Below are 16,894 nucleotides of genomic sequence, written 5' to 3' on the forward strand. Positions count from 1 at the left end.
CGGCGATCTTTCCGGGGCACGCCCCGCGCACCGGCGACGCGTCGTGGCAGGTTGCATACAATCATGCAGGGGGCTACGCCGTGTCGGGGGAAATCGCGCGCCGGCCTGTTTCGAGGTCTCGACCCGCCGGCCGCAGACAGCATTCAGGGAGAATCATCACCGTGCCAGCCACAATGATCGACCGCGACAGTCGCGGCGTCTTCATCATCGCCGCAACGCCCTTCACCGACGACGGCGCGCTCGATCTCGCCAGCACCGACACGCTGGTCGACTTCTATCTCGACGCCGGCGTCAACGGCATGACGATCCTCGGGATCATGGGCGAGTCGAACAAGCTCACCCCCGAGGAATCCCGCACCTTCGCCAAGCGCGTGCTCGACCGGATCGACGGCCGCATCCCGGTGATCGTCGGCGCCTCGGGTGCCGGTATCGACAACATGAAGCGCTCGGTCGATTCCGTCATGGAAGCGGGCGCGGCCGGCGTGATGATCGCCCCGACGCCGGGACCGGCGGTCGAGGACCGGATCATCAATTATTTCGGACAGGTCTGCGAGGCGCTCGGCCCCGACGTGCCGATCTGCTTCCAGGACTTTCCGCAGACCACGGGCGTGCCGGTCTCCTCGGCAACGATCCTGACCCTGACCCGCAACCACAAGCAGATCGTCATGCTCAAGCATGAGGATTCGCCGGGTCTGGCCAAGATCACCGCGGTGCGCAGCAAGTCCGGCACCGCCGACACGCCGCGTATGTCGATCCTGTGCGGCAATGGCGGGCTCTATTTGCCGCAGGAGCTGCAGCGCGGCGCCGATGGCGCGATGACCGGCTTTGCCTATCCGGAGATGCTGGTCGAGGTGGTGCGTCGCCACCATGCCGGCGACGTGGACGGCGCCGAGGACCTGTTCGACGCCTATCTACCGATCCTGCGCTACGAGCAGCAGCTGGTCTTCGGCCTCGCCGCCCGCAAGGAAGTGCTGCGTCGCCGCGGCGCCATCGCCTCGGCCCGCGTGCGCGCGCCGGGACCGAAACTTTCACCTGCCGATCACACCGATATCGACCGGCTGATGAAACGCACCGAAACCAAACTGGAAAGGCTCGGCCATGGATCTTGATCTCAACGGCAAGCGCGCCCTCGTCCTCGCCTCCTCGCGCGGCCTCGGCCTCGGCATCGCCGAAGCGCTGGCCGCCGAAGGCGCCAACGTCCTCCTGTGCGGGCGCAGCGCCGACAAGCTGGCGGCCAATTGCGAGGCGATCAACGCCCGCGGCGCCGGCAAGGCCGACTACATCGCCGCCGACCTCGCCGATGCGAGCTTCGTCGAGACGCTGCATCAGGCCGCCCTCGACAAGCTCGGCGGCGTCGACATCCTGGTCAACAACACCGGTGGCCCGCCTCCGGGCGGCGCCGTCGGCATGGATGTCGCCGTGCTCGAGAAGCAGTTCCAGATGATGGTGCAGCGGGTCATCGACCTGACCAACCGCGTGCTTCCGGGCATGCGCGAGGCGGGCTGGGGCCGCATCCTGACCATCGCCTCCTCGGGCGTCATCCAGCCGATCCCGAACCTCGCCCTGTCCAACACCCTGCGCTCGGCGCTGGTCGGCTGGTCGAAGTCGCTGTCGAACGAGGTCGCCGGCGACGGCGTCTGCGTGAACATGCTGCTGCCGGGCCGCATCCACACCGAGCGCGTGGACGAACTCGACAACGCCAATGCCTCCAAGTCCGGCAAGGCGGTGGAGGACGTGCGCGAGGCCTCGCGGCTCGCCATTCCGGCCAAGCGCTATGGCGACGTGGCGGAATTCGCCGCGGTGGCGGCGTTCCTCGTCTCCGGCAAGGCCAGCTACGTCACCGGCTCGGTGATCCGCTGTGACGGCGGCGCCACCAAGTCCGTCTGACGCCGATCGGGTGTGTCGCGGGCGGGGCCGCCAGATCCCGCCCGCCGCGTACCGTCGTCGCATCCCTGCCCGACAGCTCGAAAACTCCTGCCTGCCACCTGTCCGCCGACGGCCCAAAGGGTTGTTGCGGCTGCATTTCCGGCTGCCGCGTTGCATGCGGCGTCGCGACGGGCCATAGACGGTCAGGGACATATCAGGACAGGCAAGGCACGAAATGGCGAGCGAAACGACGACGACGGCCTCTCTTCTGCAGGACGAATTCGAGAAGATCCTCTCCGCCTGGATGAAGGCCCAGGCCAAGGAAGGCGTCAAGCGGACCGATCTGGTCTCGGCGAAAGAGACCGAGCGCCAGAGCCGGGACCTCCTGACCGCGCTGGCGCGGTCCAGCCAGACGGCGGCCACCGACGCCAGCTTCGACTTCGCCAATCCGGGCTGGGACCCGGTCCGCGACGCGATCGAGGAGATCACCGAGAGCCGCACCCAGCGCGGCGTGACGCCCTCGGAGATGGGCTGGTTCATCGCCTCTCTCAAGCAGCCGCTGTTCGACCATCTGGCCGCCGATCTGGCCGAGAAGCCGAAGCAGATGAGCGCGGAGCTGTGGAACACCACCCGCATGGTCGACCAGATCGTGCTGCAGGCGATCGAGTCGCTGGTGTCGAAACGCGAAGCCGTCATCGAGCGCCAGCGCGAGGAAATGACCGAGGTTTCGGCGCCGGTGGTCAAGATCTGGGACCGCATCGTCACGGTGCCGCTGATCGGCACGCTGGATTCCTTCCGCGCCCAGACGGTGATGGAAAACCTCCTCGACGCCATCGTCCAGTGGGAAGCCGAGGTCGCGATCATCGACATCACGGGCGTGTCCACCGTCGACACGCTGGTCGCCCAGCATCTCCTGAAGACCGCCGCGGCCGTCCGCCTGATGGGCGCCCACTGCGTGATCTGCGGCATCCGCCCGAAGATCGCCCAGACGGTGGTCAATCTCGGCGTCGAGCTGCCGAACATCACCACCCGGGTCGATCTGCAGAGCGGCCTCGCCTACGCCTTCGAGCGGATCGGCGTCTCCCCCAAAGGAGCAGTGACGGGTGGAAGCCTCGGTTGGAACCACCCCGATCGTCACGATCACCGGCTGCGTCATCGTGGCGATCCGCGATGACCTGGACGATCACGACATCCTGGCCCTGCAGGACCAGCTGGTCGAGGAGGTGTCCCGCAAGAACGCCGTCGGCGTGATCATAGACATCGGCAGCCTGGAGATCGTCGACACCTTTGCCGGCCGGATGCTGGGCGCCATGGCGCAGATGGCGCGGATGATGAACGCCCGCACCGTCGTCGTGGGCATGCGCCCGGCCGTCGCCATGACGCTGGTCGAGCTGGGCATGACGCTCGAGGGCGTCGAGACGGCGCTGAACGCCGATCGGGCGATCAACCTGATCCTGGGCGAGCGGAACTAGGCGCCGTTTCTTGGCTGAGAGCGATCTGACCGTCACGCTGTCGCGCCCGAGCGACGTCGCCTTCGCGCGCCAGGCCGCGATGCAGGCGATGACGTCGATCGGCGCGAGCGCGATCAAGAAGACGAAATTCGTGACTGCGGTCTCGGAGATCGCGCGCAATGCGATCGTCTACGGCCATGGCGGCAGAATCTCTTTCGAGATCGTGGGGAACGGCTCGCAGCGCCGCGTCGTTGCGGAGTGCACGGACAGAGGGCCCGGCATCGCCGACGTCAATCAAGCCTTGAAGGACGGCTTCAGCACCGGCAAGGGCCTCGGCCTGGGCCTCAGCGGAGCGCGGCGCCTGGTCGACCGGTTCAAGATCACGTCGTCGTCCGATACGGGCACGACCGTCATATTGGAGTGCGCGTGTCGATGATCTCACTGCCGATCCTGGAAACAAGTCAGATCGGCGCCGCGCGCAGACGAGCCCTGCAGGAAGCCGAGACGATCGGCCTGGCCGAGGATGATCGCGACCGTCTGGCGCTGGTCGTCACCGAAGCGGGCACCAACCTCCTGCGCCATGCCACCGGCGGCGAGATCCTCCTGTGCCCGCATCAGGGCAAGAGCACGGCCGGCATGGATGTCATCGCCCTCGACGACGGCCCGGGCCTGCCGAATGTCGAAGCGGCCATGGCCGACGGCTTCACCACGGCTGGGGAAGGCGAGCGCAGCCTCGGCAGCGGCCTTGGCGCCATGGCCCGGATGTCGGACGGCCTCGACATCTACAGCGACAGCCGCGGCACCACCCTGACGGTCAACATCGGCAAGACCGGCCGTGCGGCCAGGGGGCCGATGGAAACCGCCGGCCTGATCGTGCCCAAGCCCAGCTTTGATGCCGGCGGCGACATCCACGGGATCCGCAAGGATGGCGGCGCCACGATGATCATGCTGATGGACGTGCTCGGTCACGGGCCAACCGCCGCCAAGGACGCCGAGACCGGACTGGCCGCGTTCCTCGCCGCCAAGGGCAAGTCGCTGGAGGACACCGAGATCTTCGTCGCGGACGCCATGGCCGGCAGCCGCGGGGCGGCGTCGCTGATCGTCGAACTGCCCCATGGCAGCGACAGGCTGCGGGCCCTCGGCCTCGGCAACATCAAGGGCGAGATCATCTCGGCCGACGGCAGCCGCCACGGCATCCCCTCCTCGCCCGGGATCGTCGGCGCCTCGACCCGCCGGCCCCGGGTCACCGAACACGCATGGGGAAAGGGCGCCATGCTGCTCCTCACCACCGACGGCCTGAAGGGCGGCGAGCGCTTCCCCGAACCGTCCGCCCTGTTCTACCGCGACGTCCTGACCATCGCGGCAACGCTTTACAAGCGGCGCCGGCGCGGGAGCGACGACAGCGGTGTCGTCATCGCGCGGGCCCGCCAATGAAAGCCGTCGTCACCTCGATCAATCTCGAGCAGGATGCGGATGTCTCGCATACCCGCCGCACAGCCCGGCTGATTGCCAAGGTCGCCGGGGCGCCGGCCCGCGACCAGATCCGCTTCGCCACGGCCGTCTCCGAGATTTCCCGCAACGCCCTGCAATACGCCAAGGGCGGCGTCACCGAATTCGCCTTCGACCGCAGCTCCAAGATCACCCGGCTGATGGCGCGGGTGCAGGACAAGGGCGGTGGCATCGCCGCGGTCGAGACCATGCTGCGCGGCCGTCACCAGTCTCATACAGGCCTCGGCCTCGGCCTGAGCGGCTCGCAGAAGCTCGTCGACGATTTCGACCTGAAGACCGGCTCGGGCGGCACCGTCATCACGCTCGGCCTGCAGCTCTCCACGACGAAGCGCCCCGAGGAACTGGCGGTGGCCACCGCCTCGGCGCTGGTGGAGGCGAGCCACGGGTCGCCGATGGAGGAACTGGCCGAGCAGAACCGCGCGCTGCGCGATTCGCTCGCCGAGCAACAGTTCCTGCTGCGCGAACTGCATCACCGCACCAAGAACAACCTCGCCATCATCCAGTCACTGGCGATCATGCAGGCGCGCCAGGCGACCACCGAGGAGACGCAGGATGCGCTGTCGGTGCTGACCAACCGCATCCAGGCCTTCGCCAACGCCCACAATTTCCTGCACCGGGCCGAGGACGTCACCCAGGTCGACCTGCAGCAGCATCTGGAAAGCCTGACCGACCGGCTGGCATCGGCGATGGGCGATCACCAGCTCACCATCACCTGCAAGGTCGATGCCGTGCCGGTCGCCTTCGACACCGCCACCGAGCTCGCCCTTATCGTCAACGAGCTGGTCACCAACGTCACCAAGCACGCCATGCAGGCGGGCCAGACCAAGGGGCGCGTCACCATCGAGGCGCATCAGTCCGACGGCACGCTGCATCTGCGGATCGCCGACGACGGCGAGGGCCTGGCCGATGCCGAGACGGTGCTGCGCAATTCCAAGTCGCTCGGCTGGCGGATCGTCGAGGGCTGCGTGCGCAAGCTCAACGGCACGATAGACGTGGACGGCAGCGACGGGCTCGCCATCTCCCTGACCTTCCCGATCTGACCCCACGCCAAGGAACGGGCGGCACGCGCTGAGCCGCCCTGCCCGTCGGTCAGTGCTTGCCGGAATCCGGCAGGTCGATGCCCGGGAACACCTTGATGACCGCGCTGTCGTCCCACTGGCCATAGCCGGCGTTGCTGGCCGTGGCGAACATCGAATAGGCGGTGGTGGCCAGCGGCAGCGGGAACTTCATCGACAGGCCGGTCTCAGTCACAAGGCCGAGATCCTTGACGAAGATGTCGACCATCGAGGTCGGCGTGTAGTCGCCGTCGACCACGTGGCGCATCCGGTTCTCGAACATCCAGGAATTGCCGGCGGCGTTGGTGACGACGTCGTACATGGTCTCGAGCGGGATATTCGCCTTGGCGGCCAGCGCCATCGCCTCGGCGCCGGCAGCGATGTGCACGCCAGCGAGAAGCTGGTGGATGATCTTCACCGTGGCGCCGTCGCCGATCTTCTCGGAAATCCGGTAGACCTTGCCGGCCACCGCATCGAGCACCGGCTGGAGCTGGTCGAAGACGGCAGCCGGACCGGCGGCCATGACCGTCATTTCGCCCGCGGCGGCCCTGGCGGCGCCGCCCGAGACCGGCGCGTCGAGCATGGTCAGGCCGGCGGCCTCCAGTTCGGCGGCGATGGCCTTGGCGTCGGCGACCGAGATCGTCGCGGAGACCATGACCGGCGTTCCCGCCTTCAGATGCGCGGCAAGGCCCTTCTCGCCGAACAGCGCATCACGGCACTGGGCAGCGTTGACGGTGAGCAGGATGACGGCATCGAGGTCGCCGGCAAAGTCGCGCCCGTCGCTGGCCGCACCGGCTCCGCCCGCCTCGACGAAGGCCTCGCAGGCGCTGTCGCGCGGGTCGATGCCGTAGGTGGTCAAGCCCGCCGCGACGCAGGAGGTCGCCGCGCCCATGCCCATCGATCCCAGGCCGACCACGGCGACGCGCATCGACCCGCTTTTTGCGCCTGCGGCGGTGTTGTCCTCGTTACCCATCGTCGTCTTCCCCTCTTGGTCGATTCCCGCACGGCGGCGCGTGACATCATCATCGGTCATGCTGACATAGTCGGGCGAGCCCCCGGCAGTCTACCGCCCCGCCCGATCGCCTGCCGCCGGACCACAGGATTGGCCGCGTGCTGGCGTGTTCGTGATCGCGGCGGGATTGCCCTGCGGCCAAGGGGATGCTTGGCAACAGATCGGGACCGGGCGGCGCTGCCGCCCTTGCGAACGGAGCCAAGCCCCTGCCCCAGACCCACAGCGGCCGACGCAAGCATCTGGTGCTTCTGGGCGCCGGCCATTCCCATGTCGCTGTCCTGAAGGCCTTCGGCGAGCGGCCGCATCCCGATGTCGACCTGACGCTGGTCACGCGAGACGTCGCCACGCCCTATTCCGGCATGCTGCCCGGCTTCGTGTCCGGCGAATATACACATGCCGACCTGCATATCGACGCCGGCGGGCTTGCCCGCTTTGCCAGCGCGACGCTGGTGACCGGCGACGCGACAGGCCTCGACGCCAGCAAACGCACGCTGAGCATCGCCGGCCGGCCGCCGCTGGCTTACGATCTCCTGTCGATCGACATCGGTTCGGCGCCGAGCCGGCCCGCCGGCATGCCGGGTATTCCGGTCAAGCCGATCGGCGGGTTCGTCGAACGGCTGGAACGCCTGTCGGCCGAACTGGCCGCAAGCCCGGACCCCGTCCGCATCGCCGTGGTCGGCACCGGGCCGGCCGGGGTCGAGCTGGCCCTGGGGCTGCATCGGCGCCTGTCGGGCGCCGCCTCGCAGAACAGGGAAGACCACGCGGCGAAGGTCGAAATCCAATTGCTCGGTCGCGCCGCCACCATTCTGCCCAAACGCAGCCGGCGTACGCAGCGCCGCATCACCGCCACGCTCGCGCGCCGGAGGATCGACCTGCAGACCGGCTTCGACGTCACCGGCTTCGAGAGCGGCACGGTACGGGCGGCGGACGGCCGTACGGTCGCGGCGGACATGCTGCTCTGGGCGACCAGCAGCGCCGCGGCGCCCTGGCTGCGGGACACCGGCCTTGCCCTCGACGAACAGGGTTTCGTACGGGTGGATGCCTGCCTGCGATCGCTCTCGCATCCGGAGATCTTCGCCGCCGGCGACATCGCCGCGCTGCCCGATCCGCGGCCGAAAGCCGGCGTCTTCGCTGTCAGGGCAGGCCCGGTGCTGGCCGCAAATCTGCGTCGCACGATCAACGGCGAAGCGCTGCAGCCCTACCGGCCCCAGAAGCACTGGCTGACGCTGCTCTCCACCGCGGACGGCCGGGCGGTCGCCGACAAATGGGGGCTGTCGCTGGAAGGGCGCTGGGTCTGGCGCTGGAAGAACTGGAACGATCGCCGCTTCGTCGACGGCTACAACGCCCTCGCCGCAGCCGCCGGCCGCCAGGCGTCCGACAACATCCGCAACAGCGCCCGACGCCGCTAGCGGGTCAGGGAGAGACCCGGCAGCCCGGCGACTGCGCCGGATGCGGGGCCGAGATACTGGTCGATCAGCGCCTCGACCCGGGCATTGCGCTCGCGCCCGGTACGGCCACCCATCACAACGACGATGATCCGCCGACCCCGGCGGGTGGCGGTGGCGGCCAGATGGAAGCCGGCGTCGCGGATGTATCCGGTCTTCAGCCCATCGACTCCCTCAACGCTGCCCAGCAGCTTGTTGGTCGCGTTGTAGTGACGGCCATTGTAGTCGAAGCCGGTCCGGGTGAAGAGCGAGGCATAGGCGGGAAAGCGGTTCAGCAGCGCGCGGCCGAGGGTGGCCATGTCGCGGGCCGTCGAGATCTGCCCCTCGTCCGGCAGGCCGGAGGCATTGACGAAGCGCGTCCGGCTCATGCCGAGCGCGCGGGCCTTTGCGGTCATGGCATTGGCGAAATCGGCCTCGCTGCCGCCGAGATTCTCCGCGATCACCGTGGCGACGTCATTGGCCGATTTCACCGCGATCGCCTGGGCTGCATCCGCGACCCGGATCGTCTCGCCGGCCTTGAGGCCGAGCTTGGAGGGAGGCTGCGACGCGGCGTTCTCACTGACCCGCAATTCGCTGCTCATTGACAGCCGGCCGGCCTCGATCGTCTCGAACAGGAGATACAGCGTCATCATCTTGGTGAGCGAGGCGGGGTAACGCAGGCCGTCTGCCGCATCCTCGTAGAGCGTGCGCCCGCTGGCAAAGTCGAGCACCAGCGTCGATTCCCCGCGCACTTCCGCAACGCCCGGCGTGGCCGTGGCCGCGCCGACCCGGGCATAGGGCAAGAGCCCGGCGGTCGTCAGCTCGGTCGATTGGCAGGCGACGAGCGTCAGCGCCAGGAGCGCGGCAAGCGCGGCCTTGAGGGATGCGAGCGGGCGAAGCCGGAACGACAGGCGCTGGGTCAAGATCATCTCGTCTGGATCGGATGGCCGAAAGCTAAGTCGTCCCGGCACGGCCCTGTCAAATAGCAGTCCCGCCTTCATGATCGCTTAACGCTGGTTGTGCTTTCGCGACCACACTTCCCCGGGTGGCAGAAGATACGCTGTCCGTGTCGCGGCGACGCGCCGGAGGCGCAAGGCGGCAGTGGCGTTCCCATGTTGCGGCGGTCTAGAAGGACCTACAGGACGCAGACCGACCAATGCGCCCGGTCGCCCGCCCGTCACCGCACCGTGCGTAGCCCCGAACGTCTCCCCGCCGCCCATCCATCCGGACCCGCCATGACCGAACACGCCTTCATCCTCACCCTGTCCTGCAGCGACCAGCCGGGCATCGTCGCCGCGGTGACGACCGAACTGGCCGATGCCGGCGCCAATATCGCCGAAAGCGCCCAGTTCTGGGATCGCCAGACGGGCCGGTTCTTCCTGCGCATCGCCTTCACGGCGCCGGCGGCCGCCAGCCGCGATGCGCTCGAGCGCCAGCTCGCGCCGGTGGCCGCGCGGTTCGACATGAAGCTCGCCATCACCGACGAGGCGCGGGTGCCGAAGATCATCCTGATGGTGTCGAAATTCGACCACGCGCTGCTGCACCTGCTCTACCAGATCCGGGTCGGCTGGCTGCGGGCCGAAGTCGTCGCCATCGTGTCCAATCACGAGGATTCGCGCCGCACGGCCGACCACGAGGGCGTGCCGTTCCACCATTGGCCGGTGACCCGCGAGACCAAGGCCGAACAGGAGGAACGGGTCCTGAAGCTGGTGCGCGACAGCGATGCCGACCTCGTCGTCCTCGCCCGCTACATGCAGGTTCTGTCGGACAATCTCTCGCGCCGGCTGTCGGGGAAGGTGATCAACATTCATCACTCCTTCCTGCCCAGCTTCAAGGGCGCCAAGCCCTACCACCAGGCCCATGAGCGCGGCGTCAAGCTGATCGGCGCCACCGCCCATTACGTCACCGCCGATCTCGACGAGGGTCCGATCATCGAGCAGGAGACCGAGCGGGTCAGCCATGCCATGTCGCCCGACGATTTCGTCGCCGTCGGCCGCGACGTGGAAAGCCGGGTGCTGGCCCGGGCGGTGAAGATGCATCTGGAACGCCGGGTCATAATCAACGACCACCGCACCGTGGTCTTCCGCTGATCGGGAGGATCGCACGCGCCGCTTGGCGTCGACCGGACGGTGGTCAGATCGAAATCCCGCTTATATTCCCGCGGGACCGCCAGCCGTCAGACCAGGCCGGAGCGCGAACGTCGCGCGCCGGCCATGCCCGCCAGCTTTCCGCCTTCCAGCCACAGGACCCCGACCATGCGCGCCGCGATCTATTTCACGCCGCCCGCCGGTGCGCCGCTGACCCGGACCGCCGCCGAATGGCTGGGTCGCAGCGCCTTCGACGGCGAACCGACCCGAGACCCCGATCCCGCTATAGATCCGCTCGTCGCGTCACCGGCGCGCTATGGCTTTCATGCGACCATGCGCGCGCCGTTCCGGCTTGCCGAGGGCGTCGACCTTTCCGAAGTGGATGCGCGGCTGGCGGCCTTCTGCGCCTCGCGCGACCCGGTGCGGATCGCAGAGCTGGTGCTGGCGAGGCTCGGGCCGTTCTTCGCGCTGGTGCCCGAGAGCGCGCCGCCGGCCCTCGGCGAACTGGAATCGGCCGTCGTGCGCAGCTTCGAGCCGCTGCGCGCCCCCGCCACGGCCGAGGAGATCTCGCGCCGCAAGCCGCACAAGCTGACCGAACGCCAGCGCGACTATCTGGAGAGATGGGGCTATCCTCACGTCTTCGAGGAATTCCGCTTCCACATGACCCTGACCGGCAAGGTTCCGGCCGCCGAGCGCAAGCCCGTCGAAGCGCAGCTGAGCGACAGATTCGCCCCCTTCGATGGCGCCCCGCTTGCCATCGACCATCTGGCTCTTTTCATGGAGCCGGAGCCGGGCGCGCCGTTCCGCGTCCATTCGGTCCATCCGTTCCGCCGCCCTTCGGAAGATGCCTGACATGCCCGACGAGACCATCCTCACCAATGCCCGCATCGTCACGCCGGAGGCGGTGATCAACGGCCATGTGGTCATGCGCGACGGCGTAATTGCCGGCTTCGACGAAGGCCCGGCCACCGGCGACGACATGGGCGGCGACATCCTCATCCCCGGCCTCGTCGAACTGCACACCGACCATATCGAGGGCCATTTCAATCCGCGGCCACGGGTGATGTGGAACAAGATGGCCGCCATCCAGGCGCACGACAATCAGATCGCCGGCTCCGGCATCACGACCGTCTTCGACGCGCTCAGGGTCGGCACCGAGGAGAATGGCACGCTGACCGCCGACGACATGGCGGAGATGGGCCGGACCATCGACCGCGCCGTCGCCGAAGGGCGGGTGCGGGCCGACCATTACATCCATCTGCGCTGCGAAGTCTCGGCCGCCGACGTGGTCGAGGGCTTCGACAAGATCGCCGGCAATCCGCGGCTGAAGCTGGTGTCGCTGATGGATCATGCGCCTGGCCAGCGCCAGTTCGCCGACATGGACGCCTATCGCGCCTATTTCCAGAAGAAGCTGAACATGTCGGATGCCGATTTCGACGCCTTCAGCGCCCGCCGGCTCGCCGAATCCGAGCGCCACGCGCCGCCCGCCCGGCGCGCCATCGCCGGGGTCTGCCGCGAGCGCGGCATCGCGGTGGCCTCCCATGACGACGCCACCGCCGCCCATGTCGCCGCAGCCATCGAGCTGGGCACGCGCATTGCCGAGTTCCCGACGACGGTGGAGGCGGCCGCCGCTTCGCGCGAGGCCGGGCTGCACGTGCTGATGGGCGCGCCCAACATCGTGCGCGGCGGCTCGCATTCCGGCAATGTCTCGGCAATCGAGCTTCTGCACCGGGGCACCCTCGACATCCTCTCCTCGGACTATGTTCCCTTCTCGATGCTGCAGGCGGTGTTCGTTCTGGCCGAGAGCGGCGAATGTGACCTGCCGGCGGCGATCCGGCTGGTCACTGCCAATCCGGCCGCCGCGGTCGGTCTCGCGGATCGCGGCGCCATCGCCCGGGGGCTGCGCGGCGATCTGGTGCGGGTTTCCACCAGCGCCGGCGATCCGCCGGTGGTGCGCGCGGTCTGGCGGGAGGGCCGGCGTGTCGCCTGATCCCGCACGCAGCGCAGGCGGAATGGCCCCAGGCGGCTCCGGCCTGTTCGTCGCCGTCGTCGGCCCGAGCGGCGCCGGCAAGGACACGCTGCTGGCGCTGGCGGCGGAAGATCTGGCGAAGACACCCGGCATCGTCTTTGCCCGGCGGATCGTGACCCGGGACGCCATCGCGGCGATCGAGGATCACGACGTCATGAGCCCTGCCGACTTCGCCGCTGCGGAGGCGTCGGGGGCGTTCTGCCTGTCGTGGCGGGCCCACGGCCTCGCCTATGGTTTGCCGGCGTATCTGACGACGGCGCTGACGGATGGAACCACTGTGGTCGCGAATGTTTCGCGCCGGGTCTTCGCCGAAGCCGCAGAGCGCTTCGCACGGCTCGCCATCGTCGAGATCACCGCGCCGCCCGCCGTGCTCATCGCCCGCATCGCCGCGCGTGGCCGCGAAGCGCCGGAGGAGATCTCCGCCCGTATCGCCCGGCAGGTGGAACTGACCGTACCGCCCGGCGCCGAGGCGCATCATCGCATCGTCAATGACGCCAGCCCGCAGGACGGCCGCCGCAAACTGGTCGAGATCCTGCGCGCCGCAAGCTGACGGCCCTTGCAGGCCGAGGCTCGACAGAGCCGGCCGGCCCAGTCATCTTCGGCCCCGATTTGCGGCGGCGCGCGTCCGCCGCGCTGCGGCCGCCGAGCCGCCAAGAGGACAATCCGGGCCCAGCACCATGCGCGACGCCGACATATCCGTCAGTCTCTATTCCAACATCGCCTGCCGGCTCGGCGAGGGCCCGACCTATGATCCGGCCACGGACACCGCCTTCTGGTTCGACATCGAGGGCCGGATGCTGCTGGAAAAGCGCGGCGATACGGCCGAGGCAACGGCGCATCCGCTGCCGGTGATGGCGAGCGCCCTGGCGGTGATCGACGGCGATCGGCAGATGATCGCCGCCGAGGACGGGCTGTATATCCGGGAGACCGCCACCGGCCGCCTGTCCCTGCACACACCGCTGGAAGCCGACAATCCGGTCACCCGCTCCAATGACGGCCGCGTCCATCCCTCCGGCGCCTTATGGATCGGCACCATGGGCAAGCACGCCGAGCCGAAGGCCGGGGCGATCTACTGGTACCGCGCCGGCGAGTTGAAGCGGCTCTATGCCGGGATCGGCATCCCGAACTCGATCTGCTTCTCGCCCGACGGCACCATCGCCTATTTCGTCGACACGCAGGCGAACCGTCTGATGCGCGTCGCCGTCGATCCGGCCAGCGGCCTGCCGGTAGGGGACCCGATGCTCTTCCACGACCATTCCGGCGGCGACGGCGGCCTCGACGGCTCGGTCTGCGACTCCGACGGCACGCTCTGGAATGCCCGCTGGGGCGGCGGCAGGCTCGACGCCTATTCGCCGGACGGCGTGCGTGTCCGGCGCGTCGCGCTCGGGGCGCGGCAGGTCACCTGCCCGTCCTTCGTTGGCCCGAATGCCGACCGGATGATCGTCACCTCGGCCTGGACGGGCCTCGACGAGGCCGGCCGGCGCGCCGATCCCGATGCCGGCAAGACCTTCCTCGTCGATCTGCCGGTGCGCGGCCGGCTCGAGCCGAAGCTGGTGCTGTAATGGAAACCGCCTGTTCCGACTGCGAGCGGTGACATGCCGACGCTCCTGAAGAACAACACCTCGCCCTTCGCCCGGATCGCCCATGCCGCGCTGATCGACGCGGCGGTGCCCGATCTGACTGTCCAGATCGCCGACCAGTGGAACGACGATCCCGCGCTGCTGGCCGTCAACAGCGCCGGGCGCGTGCCCTGCCTCGTCCTCGACGACGGCACGGCGATCGCCGAATGCCTGCTGATCGCACGGCATGCCGACAACGTGGGAGAGGCGCCGCCGCCCGGGAACGACGCCCCGCAGATCCTGTCGATCGCTGGCCTGGCGCTGGGCGTCTGCGACGCCGCCGTGCAGACTCTGGTCGGCCGCAAGATCGTCAGCGGCAATTTCGCCGACACGGCCTTCGACGCCAGCCCGATCGGCCGCAAGCGCCGTCGCACGATGGTGGACGGGCTGGCCGAACTCGACGCCCGGATCGACGCGGCGCCCGGCGAACGGCTCGATCTCGCGACCATCGCCGCGGTCACGGCGCTCGACTATGTGGCGCTGCGGTTTCCCGGGGCCGACTGGGTGCCCGACACGCCGCGGCTGGAAGCCTTGCGCGCGGCGACAGCGGAGCGCCCGGCCTTTCGCGACACGCGGCCATTTCTATGACGGGCTTACTTCCGCTATAGCTCGTCGGCGGGTCGCGCGCGGCCCTCCCATTCCAATTCGCCGGCATCGCCGGCCATCGCAGCCAGAACGAGGTCTCCATGTCATCCAACGCGCTCAGGATCGCGGTCATCGCCGGCGACGGCATCGGCAAGGAAGTCGTGCCGGAAGGCCTGCGGGTCCTCGAAGCGGCTGCCGCGAAATTCGACCTGGCGCTGGAGTTCGACGAATTCGACTTCGCCTCATGCGACTATTTCGCCAAGCATGGCGAGATGATGCCGGGCGACTGGAAGGCGCAGATCGGCGGCCATGACGCGATCTATTTCGGCGCCGTCGGCTGGCCGGAGACCGTACCCGACCACATTTCGCTCTGGGGCTCGCTGCTGAAGTTCCGCCGCGAGTTCGACCAGTACGTCAATCTGCGCCCGGTCAAGCTGATGCCCGGCGTCAAGAGCCCGCTGGCCGGCCGCGAGCCCGGCGACATCGACTTCTTCGTGGTGCGCGAGAACACCGAGGGCGAATATTCCTCGGTCGGCGGCCGGATGTTCGAGGGCACCGACCGCGAATTCGTGCTGCAGGAGACGGTGATGACGCGGACCGGCGTCGACCGCATCCTGCGCTACGCCTTCGATCTCGCCCAGACCCGCGAGAAGAAGCACCTGACGTCGGCGACCAAGTCCAACGGCATCTCGATCAGCATGCCCTACTGGGACGAGCGGGTGGAGGAGATGGCGAAATCCTATCCCGACATCGCCTGGGACAAGTACCATATCGACATCCTGACCGCCCATTTCGTGCTGAATCCGGACCGTTTCGACGTCGTCGTCGCCTCGAACCTCTTCGGCGACATCCTCTCCGATCTCGGCCCGGCCTGCACCGGCACGATCGGCATCGCGCCGTCGGGCAACATCAATCCCGAGCGCGACTTCCCCTCGCTGTTCGAGCCGGTGCACGGCTCGGCGCCGGACATCGCCGGCAAGGGCGTCGCCAATCCCGTCGGCCAGATCTGGGCCGGCGCGATGATGCTCGACCATCTCGGCCACAAGGACGCCGGTGCGGCGATCGTTCGGGCGATCGAGACCGTCCTGGCGGAAGACAAGCTGCGCACCGGCGATCTCGGTGGCCCGCTCGGCACGGTCGATTGCGGCAAGGCCATCGCCGACGCGCTCGGCTGAGACAACGCATGAAAACGGCCGGCCCCGAAGGGCCGGCCGCCTGGCGTTCGTCAGGAGATGACAGGATCAGCCGCGGTCGGGGCGCTGCTCGCCACCGCCGTGGTGACGCTCGTGACGGCGCTCGCCGCCATCGCGCTTGTCGCCGCCGTGATGCCGGCGATGCATCTCGCCATGGTCACGGCCACCGCCGCGCTCCATCCGGCCGTGATGTCCGCCGCGCTCGCCGCCGCGACCACCGCGCATTTCCATGTGGGCATCGCGCATCATCGAGCGCACGATCTTGCGGGCCGTGGTGACCTGCTCCGGCGTCAGGGTCGTCTGCAGATCGGCCAGCGCGCTCTTCAGCGTCTCGGCCTTGTCGCCACGCTCGATGGCGCGGTCGGCCATGCGGTCGAGCATCCGGAAGGCGCGATCGCCCCGCGCGGCTGCGTCGTCACCGGCCTCGGGCGCATCGGCCTCGGCAATCGTGTCCGCGTCGTCTGCATCATCCGCATCGATCGTGGTCTGGTCGTCCGCGGCCTCGTCATCGGCGGCATCGGCCGGGCCGGCGTCGTCATTCGGCATCATCCGCATGCCGCCACGGTCGTTGCCGCGACCCATGCGCGGCGGCTGCGAGGCGTCGGCGAAATCTACCAGCGCCGCGGTGAAGGCGCGCCAGCTTTCCATCTGGTCGGGTCGCACGCCGATGCCGGTCTCGATCGCGGCGAGCGCGCCGGCGACCTTGGCCGGGGAGAACATGCGGTGCATGGCGTGATGTCCGCCACGGCCCCCGCGGCCGGCGCGATGATGCTTGCCGCCACGCTCGCGCCGATGCTCGGCGATCTGCTTGTTGTTGGCGCGCTGGCCGGCATTTTCGGAGGAGGTGGTGGCCGCAGCCGGTGCGGCCGGTGCCGGCGTCGTCTGGGCGAAGGCCGAGGTGGCGGCGGCGCTGGCGAGGAGCGCGGCGCCGGCGAGACCCAGCAGGCGGTGCGAACGGCGGGTGTTCGTCTGGCTGTGATTGGAGGTCATGGAGATTTCCTTCCCTTGGTGACTACCGAAACCGAAGCTAGTGCGCCGATGTTGCGAGGATGCGGCAGAATGTT

The 16,894-nt window shown here is 68.6% G+C and carries 18 protein-coding genes; 15 read left to right on the forward strand and 3 right to left on the reverse strand.

Annotated elements, in window-relative coordinates:
* The first annotated feature begins 173 nt into the window (after positions 1-173).
* The 7 genes from SI859A1_RS18485 to SI859A1_RS18515 all read left to right on the forward strand — a co-directional run bounded on the left by SI859A1_RS18485 (position 174) and on the right by SI859A1_RS18515 (position 5,866).
* A complete protein-coding gene (locus tag SI859A1_RS18485; RefSeq protein WP_040326012.1) occupies positions 174-1,109 on the forward strand; it encodes a dihydrodipicolinate synthase family protein in 936 nt (311 codons plus the stop codon).
* Positions 1,099-1,887 carry an SDR family oxidoreductase gene (locus SI859A1_RS18490; RefSeq protein ID WP_009211198.1) on the forward strand — a complete coding sequence of 263 codons (789 nt, stop codon included), beginning with the start codon at positions 1,099-1,101 and terminating at the stop codon, positions 1,885-1,887. The genes SI859A1_RS18485 and SI859A1_RS18490 overlap by 11 nt, the downstream gene beginning before the upstream one ends.
* Positions 1,888-2,101: 214 nt before the next feature.
* Positions 2,102-3,040 (forward strand): STAS domain-containing protein, encoded by a 939-nt coding sequence (locus tag SI859A1_RS18495; RefSeq protein WP_009211199.1) that lies wholly within the window; start codon positions 2,102-2,104, stop codon positions 3,038-3,040.
* On the forward strand, positions 3,024-3,338 hold the full coding sequence (locus SI859A1_RS18500) for an STAS domain-containing protein (protein WP_244401080.1): 315 nt from the start codon (positions 3,024-3,026) through the stop codon (positions 3,336-3,338). Before SI859A1_RS18495 ends, SI859A1_RS18500 begins: the two co-directional genes overlap by 17 nt.
* A 10-nt stretch (positions 3,339-3,348) precedes the next feature.
* Positions 3,349-3,753, forward strand: a complete 405-nt coding sequence (locus SI859A1_RS18505) for an ATP-binding protein (RefSeq protein ID WP_050767593.1) — start codon at positions 3,349-3,351, stop codon at positions 3,751-3,753.
* Positions 3,750-4,751, forward strand: a complete 1,002-nt coding sequence (locus SI859A1_RS18510; RefSeq protein WP_040326013.1) for an ATP-binding protein — start codon at positions 3,750-3,752, stop codon at positions 4,749-4,751. Before SI859A1_RS18505 ends, SI859A1_RS18510 begins: the two co-directional genes overlap by 4 nt.
* Entirely contained in the window at positions 4,748-5,866 is a 1,119-nt protein-coding gene (locus tag SI859A1_RS18515) for an ATP-binding protein (protein ID WP_009211202.1), read from the forward strand. Before SI859A1_RS18510 ends, SI859A1_RS18515 begins: the two co-directional genes overlap by 4 nt.
* 49 nt (positions 5,867-5,915) lie before the next feature.
* Here the strand turns inward: SI859A1_RS18515 and ltnD are convergent, their stop codons facing one another.
* The gene (ltnD, locus tag SI859A1_RS18520; RefSeq protein ID WP_009211203.1) at positions 5,916-6,854 is read right to left on the reverse strand and encodes an L-threonate dehydrogenase; all 939 of its coding nucleotides are present in this window, start codon (positions 6,852-6,854) and stop codon (positions 5,916-5,918) included.
* A 185-nt stretch (positions 6,855-7,039) separates the two neighbouring features.
* Between ltnD and SI859A1_RS18525 the strand changes: the two genes are divergently transcribed.
* Entirely contained in the window at positions 7,040-8,302 is a 1,263-nt protein-coding gene (locus tag SI859A1_RS18525) for a slr1591 family oxidoreductase (protein WP_009211204.1), read from the forward strand.
* On the opposite strand, the gene SI859A1_RS18530 is transcribed toward SI859A1_RS18525, so the two are convergent.
* Entirely contained in the window at positions 8,299-9,240 is a 942-nt protein-coding gene (locus SI859A1_RS18530; protein ID WP_009211205.1) for a D-alanyl-D-alanine carboxypeptidase family protein, read from the reverse strand. The two genes, SI859A1_RS18525 and SI859A1_RS18530, sit on opposite strands and share 4 nt — an antisense overlap.
* 312 nt (positions 9,241-9,552) lie before the next feature.
* Between SI859A1_RS18530 and purU the strand changes: the two genes are divergently transcribed.
* The 7 genes from purU to SI859A1_RS18565 all read left to right on the forward strand — a co-directional run bounded on the left by purU (position 9,553) and on the right by SI859A1_RS18565 (position 15,812).
* On the forward strand, positions 9,553-10,407 hold the full coding sequence (purU, locus tag SI859A1_RS18535; RefSeq protein ID WP_040326016.1) for a formyltetrahydrofolate deformylase: 855 nt from the start codon (positions 9,553-9,555) through the stop codon (positions 10,405-10,407).
* Between the two features lie 165 nt (positions 10,408-10,572).
* Positions 10,573-11,256 (forward strand): DUF1045 domain-containing protein, encoded by a 684-nt coding sequence (locus tag SI859A1_RS18540; RefSeq protein ID WP_040326017.1) that lies wholly within the window; start codon positions 10,573-10,575, stop codon positions 11,254-11,256.
* A 1-nt stretch (position 11,257) separates the two neighbouring features.
* Positions 11,258-12,394, forward strand: coding sequence for an alpha-D-ribose 1-methylphosphonate 5-triphosphate diphosphatase (locus tag SI859A1_RS18545; RefSeq protein WP_009211208.1), 1,137 nt, complete (start codon positions 11,258-11,260; stop codon positions 12,392-12,394).
* A gap of 22 nt (positions 12,395-12,416) precedes the next feature.
* Complete coding sequence (gene phnN, locus SI859A1_RS18550) at positions 12,417-12,983, forward strand: phosphonate metabolism protein/1,5-bisphosphokinase (PRPP-forming) PhnN (protein WP_040326018.1); 567 nt, start codon at positions 12,417-12,419, stop codon at positions 12,981-12,983.
* Positions 12,984-13,110: 127 nt separating this feature from the next.
* A complete protein-coding gene (locus SI859A1_RS18555; protein WP_009211210.1) occupies positions 13,111-13,995 on the forward strand; it encodes an SMP-30/gluconolactonase/LRE family protein in 885 nt (294 codons plus the stop codon).
* 33 nt (positions 13,996-14,028) lie between these two features.
* The gene (locus SI859A1_RS18560; protein WP_009211211.1) at positions 14,029-14,640 is read left to right on the forward strand and encodes a glutathione S-transferase family protein; all 612 of its coding nucleotides are present in this window, start codon (positions 14,029-14,031) and stop codon (positions 14,638-14,640) included.
* Between the two features lie 98 nt (positions 14,641-14,738).
* Positions 14,739-15,812: a tartrate dehydrogenase gene (locus tag SI859A1_RS18565; protein WP_009211212.1), complete on the forward strand. Its 1,074-nt coding sequence runs from the start codon at positions 14,739-14,741 to the stop codon at positions 15,810-15,812.
* 66 nt (positions 15,813-15,878) lie between these two features.
* Here SI859A1_RS18565 and SI859A1_RS18570 read toward each other — a convergent pair whose 3' ends face one another.
* Entirely contained in the window at positions 15,879-16,820 is a 942-nt protein-coding gene (locus SI859A1_RS18570; protein ID WP_040326019.1) for a hypothetical protein, read from the reverse strand.
* Positions 16,821-16,894: the final 74 nt, after the last annotated feature.

The organism is Aurantimonas manganoxydans SI85-9A1 (assembly GCF_000153465.1).
GTDB classification, from domain to species: domain Bacteria; phylum Pseudomonadota; class Alphaproteobacteria; order Rhizobiales; family Rhizobiaceae; genus Aurantimonas; species Aurantimonas manganoxydans.

Bases quoted from the DNA above. Each gene is read 5' to 3' on its own strand.
- phnN (WP_040326018.1), top strand. From the start codon at position 12,417: ATGGCCCCAGGCGGCTCCGGCCTGTTCGTCGCCGTCGTCGGCCCGAGC.
- SI859A1_RS18570 (WP_040326019.1), bottom strand. From the start codon at position 16,820: ATGACCTCCAATCACAGCCAGACGAACACCCGCCGTTCGCACCGCCTG.
- SI859A1_RS18495 (WP_009211199.1), top strand. From the start codon at position 2,102: ATGGCGAGCGAAACGACGACGACGGCCTCTCTTCTGCAGGACGAATTC.
- ltnD (WP_009211203.1), bottom strand. From the start codon at position 6,854: ATGGGTAACGAGGACAACACCGCCGCAGGCGCAAAAAGCGGGTCGATG.
- SI859A1_RS18510 (WP_040326013.1), top strand. From the start codon at position 3,750: ATGATCTCACTGCCGATCCTGGAAACAAGTCAGATCGGCGCCGCGCGC.
- SI859A1_RS18560 (WP_009211211.1), top strand. From the start codon at position 14,029: ATGCCGACGCTCCTGAAGAACAACACCTCGCCCTTCGCCCGGATCGCC.
- SI859A1_RS18540 (WP_040326017.1), top strand. From the start codon at position 10,573: ATGCGCGCCGCGATCTATTTCACGCCGCCCGCCGGTGCGCCGCTGACC.
- purU (WP_040326016.1), top strand. From the start codon at position 9,553: ATGACCGAACACGCCTTCATCCTCACCCTGTCCTGCAGCGACCAGCCG.
- SI859A1_RS18485 (WP_040326012.1), top strand. From the start codon at position 174: ATGATCGACCGCGACAGTCGCGGCGTCTTCATCATCGCCGCAACGCCC.
- SI859A1_RS18545 (WP_009211208.1), top strand. From the start codon at position 11,258: ATGCCCGACGAGACCATCCTCACCAATGCCCGCATCGTCACGCCGGAG.
- SI859A1_RS18555 (WP_009211210.1), top strand. From the start codon at position 13,111: ATGCGCGACGCCGACATATCCGTCAGTCTCTATTCCAACATCGCCTGC.
- SI859A1_RS18515 (WP_009211202.1), top strand. From the start codon at position 4,748: ATGAAAGCCGTCGTCACCTCGATCAATCTCGAGCAGGATGCGGATGTC.
- SI859A1_RS18525 (WP_009211204.1), top strand. From the start codon at position 7,040: ATGCTTGGCAACAGATCGGGACCGGGCGGCGCTGCCGCCCTTGCGAAC.
- SI859A1_RS18490 (WP_009211198.1), top strand. From the start codon at position 1,099: ATGGATCTTGATCTCAACGGCAAGCGCGCCCTCGTCCTCGCCTCCTCG.
- SI859A1_RS18565 (WP_009211212.1), top strand. From the start codon at position 14,739: ATGTCATCCAACGCGCTCAGGATCGCGGTCATCGCCGGCGACGGCATC.